The organism is Prosthecobacter sp. (assembly GCF_044373815.1).
Classification (GTDB): domain Bacteria; phylum Verrucomicrobiota; class Verrucomicrobiia; order Verrucomicrobiales; family Verrucomicrobiaceae; genus Prosthecobacter.
Genome location: NZ_JBIPNG010000437.1, coordinates 1 through 5,633, shown reverse-complemented (window position 1 = coordinate 5,633; position 5,633 = coordinate 1). Strand labels below are relative to the sequence as shown.

The 5,633-nt window shown below is 58.3% G+C and carries 6 protein-coding genes and 1 pseudogene; 6 read left to right on the top strand and 1 reads right to left on the bottom strand.

Annotated features, from left to right (window positions below; genetic code table 11):
* Nucleotides 1-615, top strand: a pseudogene (locus tag ACIREA_RS25365) (glutamate--tRNA ligase); the annotation flags it as partial.
* Nucleotides 616-673: 58 nt separating this feature from the next.
* A complete protein-coding gene (locus ACIREA_RS25360) occupies nucleotides 674-1,375 on the top strand; it encodes a hypothetical protein (protein WP_397385119.1) in 702 nt (233 codons plus the stop codon).
* An 18-nt stretch (nucleotides 1,376-1,393) separates the two neighbouring features.
* On the opposite strand, the gene cutA is transcribed toward ACIREA_RS25360, so the two are convergent.
* Nucleotides 1,394-1,711, bottom strand: a complete 318-nt coding sequence (cutA, locus tag ACIREA_RS25355) for a divalent-cation tolerance protein CutA (protein WP_397385118.1) — start codon at nucleotides 1,709-1,711, stop codon at nucleotides 1,394-1,396.
* A 12-nt stretch (nucleotides 1,712-1,723) separates the two neighbouring features.
* Between cutA and ACIREA_RS25350 the strand changes: the two genes are divergently transcribed.
* The 4 genes from ACIREA_RS25350 to ACIREA_RS25335 all read left to right on the top strand — a co-directional run.
* A complete protein-coding gene (locus ACIREA_RS25350) occupies nucleotides 1,724-2,887 on the top strand; it encodes a nitrogen regulation protein NR(II) (protein WP_397385117.1) in 1,164 nt (387 codons plus the stop codon).
* 142 nt (nucleotides 2,888-3,029) lie between these two features.
* Nucleotides 3,030-3,311 (top strand): SWIB/MDM2 domain-containing protein, encoded by a 282-nt coding sequence (locus ACIREA_RS25345; protein WP_397385116.1) that lies wholly within the window; start codon nucleotides 3,030-3,032, stop codon nucleotides 3,309-3,311.
* A 226-nt stretch (nucleotides 3,312-3,537) separates the two neighbouring features.
* Nucleotides 3,538-4,293 (top strand): 3-deoxy-manno-octulosonate cytidylyltransferase, encoded by a 756-nt coding sequence (gene kdsB / locus ACIREA_RS25340; protein ID WP_397385115.1) that lies wholly within the window; start codon nucleotides 3,538-3,540, stop codon nucleotides 4,291-4,293.
* Between the two features lie 35 nt (nucleotides 4,294-4,328).
* A partial coding sequence (locus ACIREA_RS25335) for a CTP synthase (RefSeq protein ID WP_397385114.1) occupies nucleotides 4,329-5,633 on the top strand: 1,305 nt, incomplete at its 3' end.

Sequence of the window (5,633 nt, the reverse complement as noted above, 5' to 3'; positions counted from 1 at the left end):
ATGCTGGGCTGGACGCCGAAGGCGGAGAGCGAAAAGCTCTCGCGTGAGGAACTGACTGCGCTGTTTGATGCGGATGCGATTCACAGCAGCAACGCGAAGTTTGATCTCAAGAAGGCGCTGTGGTTCAACGCGCAGTATTTGCGTGAGCTGAGCCCTGAAGAGTTGCTGAAGCTTGGCCGGACTTTCCTCACTGCCAAGGGGCTGACTTGGACCGATGACGCCATGGCTGCTGCGGCTGTGCACAGCGTGCGCGAGAAGGTGAGCCTGCTCACTGAACTGCCGGAGTGGGTGCATTACTTCTTCCGCGAGGACTATCCTTTCGAAGCGGATGTGGTGACGAAGCTCAAGGCGAAGCCTGAGAATGCGGGGCTGCTGAAGGCTGCTGCTGAGCAACTGGCCCAAGCTGCGGAATGGACTGAGCAGGGAGTGCATGATGCCGTGGAAGCGGCGGCGAAGGCGCTGAGTGTGAAGCCGGGTGCAATGATGCCGCTGCTGCGTTTTGCGCTGAGTGGTCAGTCACGCGGGCCGGGGGTGACGACGATTGCGCATTTGATTGGCAAGGAGAAGACGCTGGCGCGGATTCAGCGGGCGCTGGGGGAGGTGATGGGGGCTTAAGCACTGTTGACGTCATCGACAGAATAGTTTCTCATCAACTAGTACTGCCAAATTTAAAATGTCACAGTTCGTCGAGCTACAATTGATCCTAGGGGATGGCTTCTCGAAGGAGGAAGCCGTTGCTGTGACGATGGGGTCACGGTCAATGCTCAACTTCGTAGAGAGGCGGTTAGCTGTTGGACGCCATGAATCTGAGTTCACAAAGCTAAACATTTACTGTTCGAAGTCAGCAGCAGACAGCAACCTCATCAGATACAAGGAGCCGAAGGGCTTCGTCGGCATCAAAGTTCAGATGGATCCTGGTGACTTTTTGAGCCCACTCACCAGATTCCAAGAAACCTGTGCCTTGATGGTTCGAGAGGGGGTCCGTGCAGCATCGCAGCATATTCCGCTCCCAGAAGAAGACGTCTCAAGAGCAATCGGCAACTTCATTGATGGTGGATTTGTGAATCAGTGGATTCACGCTGACAAGACTTGGAAGCGCGCTGGATTTCGGAGCATTGTCCGATGCGATTTACGCACTGACGCCTTTGTTCTCACACAGAGCTTTTACAGAGATCAGAAGTTACTGGCGGATGCAATGATCGCCAGAACCAAGCCGAGGGAATTTCTGTTTCACCCATTATTGGGAAAGCTTACTCACTCGCACTCTCAGATCGCTTTCCGAACCCCGGAGAGGATTATTTCTTCATACGACATGGAGACTGGCAAATTATTATTGCCCGATGATAACATTGCCCCTGTCTTTGATCCGGTCTAGCAAAGGCACAAATAAACGTTACGGAATACTCATCCCAATCCACCGAGCATAGCTCTCCGTCACCTGCTCGGGCTTCAGTGCCACGATCTCCGGCACGTCGTAGGGGTGGAGTTCTTGGAGGCGGGATTCGAAGAGGGGCCAGGCGGTGGGGGTGGTTTTGAAGATGGCGAGGACTTCGGCGGAGGTTTCGACTTTGCCCTGCCAGCGGTAGATGGATTCGACGGCGGGGATGAGATTCACGCAGGCGGCGAGTTGCGATTCCACCAGTGCCGTGCCAGTCTCGCGGGCTTTCCCGATGTCGGGGAAGGTGCAAAAGACGATCAGGAGGTCGTTCATAATCGCCAGCCTATGAGATCTGCCTTCATTGACAAGCTTATCAAACGCATGGACCGCCTCGAACCGGGGGAGGTCCAGGGCATCGTGCTGGAGCTGGTGCGGGAGAAGAAGTTTCAGGAGAAGGTGTTCGAGGCGCTGCAGGAGGGTGTCATCTTGCTGGATACGGAGGGGAAGGTGAGCTACGTCAACCGGGCTGCCTGCACTTTCTTTGGACTCGAACAGGATCAGGTGATCGGCCAGCGGCTGGCGCAGGGGGTGCGGGGGCTGGACTGGAATGAACTGCTGAAGCCGGGGACGGTGGTGAGCCGGGATCTGGAGGTGTTTTACCCGGAGAACCGCTACCTCAATTTCTACATCACCAGCATCGATGATGATTCGGCGCTGGGTTTTGTGATGCTGATCCGTGATGTGACCGAGACGCGCAAGCGCACGGAGGAACAGCTGGAAAGCGAGCGCCTGAATGCCTTCACGCTGCTGGCTGCCGGGGTGGCGCACGAGCTGGGGAATCCGCTCAATTCTTTGACGATCCATCTGCAACTGCTAGAGCGTCGCCTGAAGAAGATGGGGGCGAAGGGGGCCAGCCTGCGGGAGCACCTGGATGTGGCGACCGGAGAGATCAAGCGGCTCGACTTCATCATCGGGCAGTTCCTTGCGGCCATCCGGCCGACGAAGCCGCAGTTGCAGCGGGTGCAGTTGCGGGAGCTGCTGGATGAGTGCGTGCGTTTCCTCCAGCCTGAGATCGAGGCCTGCAAGGTGAAGCTGAAGCTGGACCTGCGCTCCGACCTGCCCGCCATGCCGCTGGATGCGGGGCAGATGAAGCAGGCGGTGTACAATCTCATCCGCAATGCCTGCCAGGCCATGCCCAATGGCGGGACGCTGACGATCAACGGCACCTTCACGGACTTCGAGGTGCGCCTGAGCTTTGAGGACACGGGGAAGGGGATCAATGCGGAGCAGATGGGCAAGCTCTTCCAGCCCTTTTCCACGACCCGCACCACGGGCACGGGCCTGGGGCTGCTGATCGTCCGCCGCATCATCCGTGAGCATGGCGGGGAGATCGACATCGAAAGCCGAGAGGGGCTGGGAACGCGGGTGAGCCTGTGGCTGCCGCTGGTGGAGAAGAGCGTGCGGATGCTGGAGGCTGGGCGGGATACAGGGGCCAAAGCCGAGCTGTAGGCGTAGGGCTGAGTGCGGGCTTGCTACGCGGATGGCCTATTGAGTCTTAATATTGCAGAAAACGTTATAATTATCACCTCGGATCAATCCGATGCATCACGGAGGTTGACCGTAGGGCAAAATTCGGCCAGCATTTACCCCCATGTCTGACTCAACCAATCCGAAACCCGCCCGCAAACTGAACCCAGCCCTCAGCAAACCCGTCCAACCGGATGAGATTCTCGCGAAAGTGATCGGCTCCACACCGCTCTCCCGCGGCGAAATGACCAAGAAGCTGTGGGAATACATCAAGAAGAACGGTCTGCAGGACCAGGCCAAGAAGACCAACATCAATGCTGATGAGGCGCTGAAGGCTGTCTTTGGTGGCAAGAGCCAGGTGACGATGTTTGAGATGACGAAGCTCGTCTCGGCTCACGTCAAGTAAGCCCGGCATCCGCAGTTCCCTGAGTTTCGGGGAAATCGCTGCGAAATGCACCCTTTCCAAAACCCGCAGATCAGGCTGATCTGCGGGTTTTTTGCGTCTGGGTGAAGCTCCCCACGGGGAGAGGGCAGGCCATTGACCGAGGGCTGCCGCATGAGCGCTCAAATCTCCCTTGCATCGTCCGCTCTTCCGCGTCATCTCAGGGGAACCTGCTCGTCACCACCACACCTTGGCAACCACCGACTCTTCACGCACCCTCGTAGCCATTCCTGCCCGCTGGGGTTCCACCCGCTTCCCAGGCAAACCGCTCCACCTCATCGCCGGCAAACCGCTCGTCCAGCACGTCTGGGAGCGCTGTCAGGAGTGTCGGCAGATCGACGACGTGATCATCGCCACGGATGACGCCCGGATTGCGGAGGCTGCGGCTGGATTTGGGGCGAAATTTGTCCTGACTGCCCCGGAGCATCCGAGCGGCACGGATCGCATCGCCGAGGCGGCGAATTCGTACCCGGACCACCGGGTTATCATCAATGTGCAGGGGGACGAGCCGCTGATCTCACCGGCTCTGATTGATGAACTGGCCCGCACGCTGCGCGACGACCCAGGTGTGAAGATGATCACTGCTGCCGCGCCGATTCAAGATGTGGCGCAGATCAATGACCCCAATGTGGTCAAAGTCATCTTCGACACGCAGGGAGATGCGCTGTATTTTTCGCGCTCGCCGCTGCCGTACCTGCGTAATCCTGAGGCTTGGCCGCGCAGCTACCGCCATCTGGGCATCTATGGCTTTCAGCGCAGCTTCCTCTTCCAGTTTGTGGCATGGCCGCCTTCGCGGCTGGAGCAGACGGAGTCTCTGGAGCAGCTCCGTGCGCTGGAAAACGGCTCCCGAATTCGTGTGGTGCTGACGGACGAACTCTCGCCCGGCGTGGATACGCCGGAGCAGGCCGACGCGATTGAAAAGCATCTTCAAAAACAATCTTCTTGAACTGCGCCCCGACAACCTCCAACCGAAGAGAATCCATGAAATACATTTTTGTCACAGGCGGCGTCGTTAGTTCACTTGGCAAGGGGCTTGCCGCCTCCTCTCTGGGCACGCTGCTCGAACTCCGTGGCCTGCGGGTCATCATGCAGAAATTTGACCCGTACCTGAACATCGACCCCGGTACGATGAACCCGTACGAGCATGGAGAGGTGTATGTGCTGGATGACGGCGCGGAGACCGATCTGGACCTGGGCCACTACGAGCGTTTCACCCACACGAATCTTTCCAAGCTGAACAACCTTACCTCCGGTCAGGTGTATCAGAGCGTGCTGGACAAGGAGCGCGCCGGGAAATACCAGGGGCGCACGGTGCAGGTGATCCCGCACGTGACCAACGAGATCAAGGCGCGCATGCACGAGGTCGCGGAGAAGATGGGCGGAGACGTCATTATCACTGAAATCGGCGGCACTGTGGGTGACATCGAAGGTCTGCCTTTCCTGGAAGCGATCCGTCAGTTTGGCCATGAGGTGGGTGCTGGGAATGTGCTCTACATTCACGCGACACTGGTGCCTTACATCAAGGCTGCGCAGGAGCTGAAGACGAAGCCCACGCAGCAGAGCATCGCGAAGCTGCGCGAGATCGGTATCGCCCCGCACATCATTCTCTGCCGTACCGAGCATCCGCTGGATCTGGATGTGCGCGAAAAAATCTCCCTGTTTGGCAACGTGCCCATCGAGGCCGTGGTCGAGGTGCGCGACGTGAAGCACACGATCTATGAGGTGCCTTTGAAGCTGCATGAAGAGCGGCTGGACGACAACGTCTGCCGCCTGCTTAATCTCACCACCCCGCAGCCGGATCTCACCCGCTGGCGCAACTTTGTGCAGCGCGTCATTCACCCCACGCACCATGTGCGCATCGGGGTCGTGGGCAAATACATCGAACTGCAGGATGCCTACAAGAGCATCTACGAATCTCTCACGCATGCCGGTGCCTCCCACGACTGCAAGGTGGACATCATCCGCGTCGATGCCGAGAGCATTGAAAAGGCCGGTCCTGAACTTTATCTCACGGGTTTGCAGGGCATCCTCATTCCCGGTGGATTCGGTGACCGTGGCACGGAAGGGAAGGTGACGGCTGCCCGCTATGCCCGTGAAAAGGGCATTCCTTACTTTGGCATCTGCCTCGGCATGCAGATCGCCGTCATTGAGTTTGCGCGCAATGTCTGCGGCCTGAAGGGCGCTACCAGCACCGAGTTTGACAAGACCACTCCGCATCCGGTCATCAGCCTGATGGAGGAGCAGAAGAAGGTGAAGCAGCTTGGTGGCACCATGCGTCTGGGATCC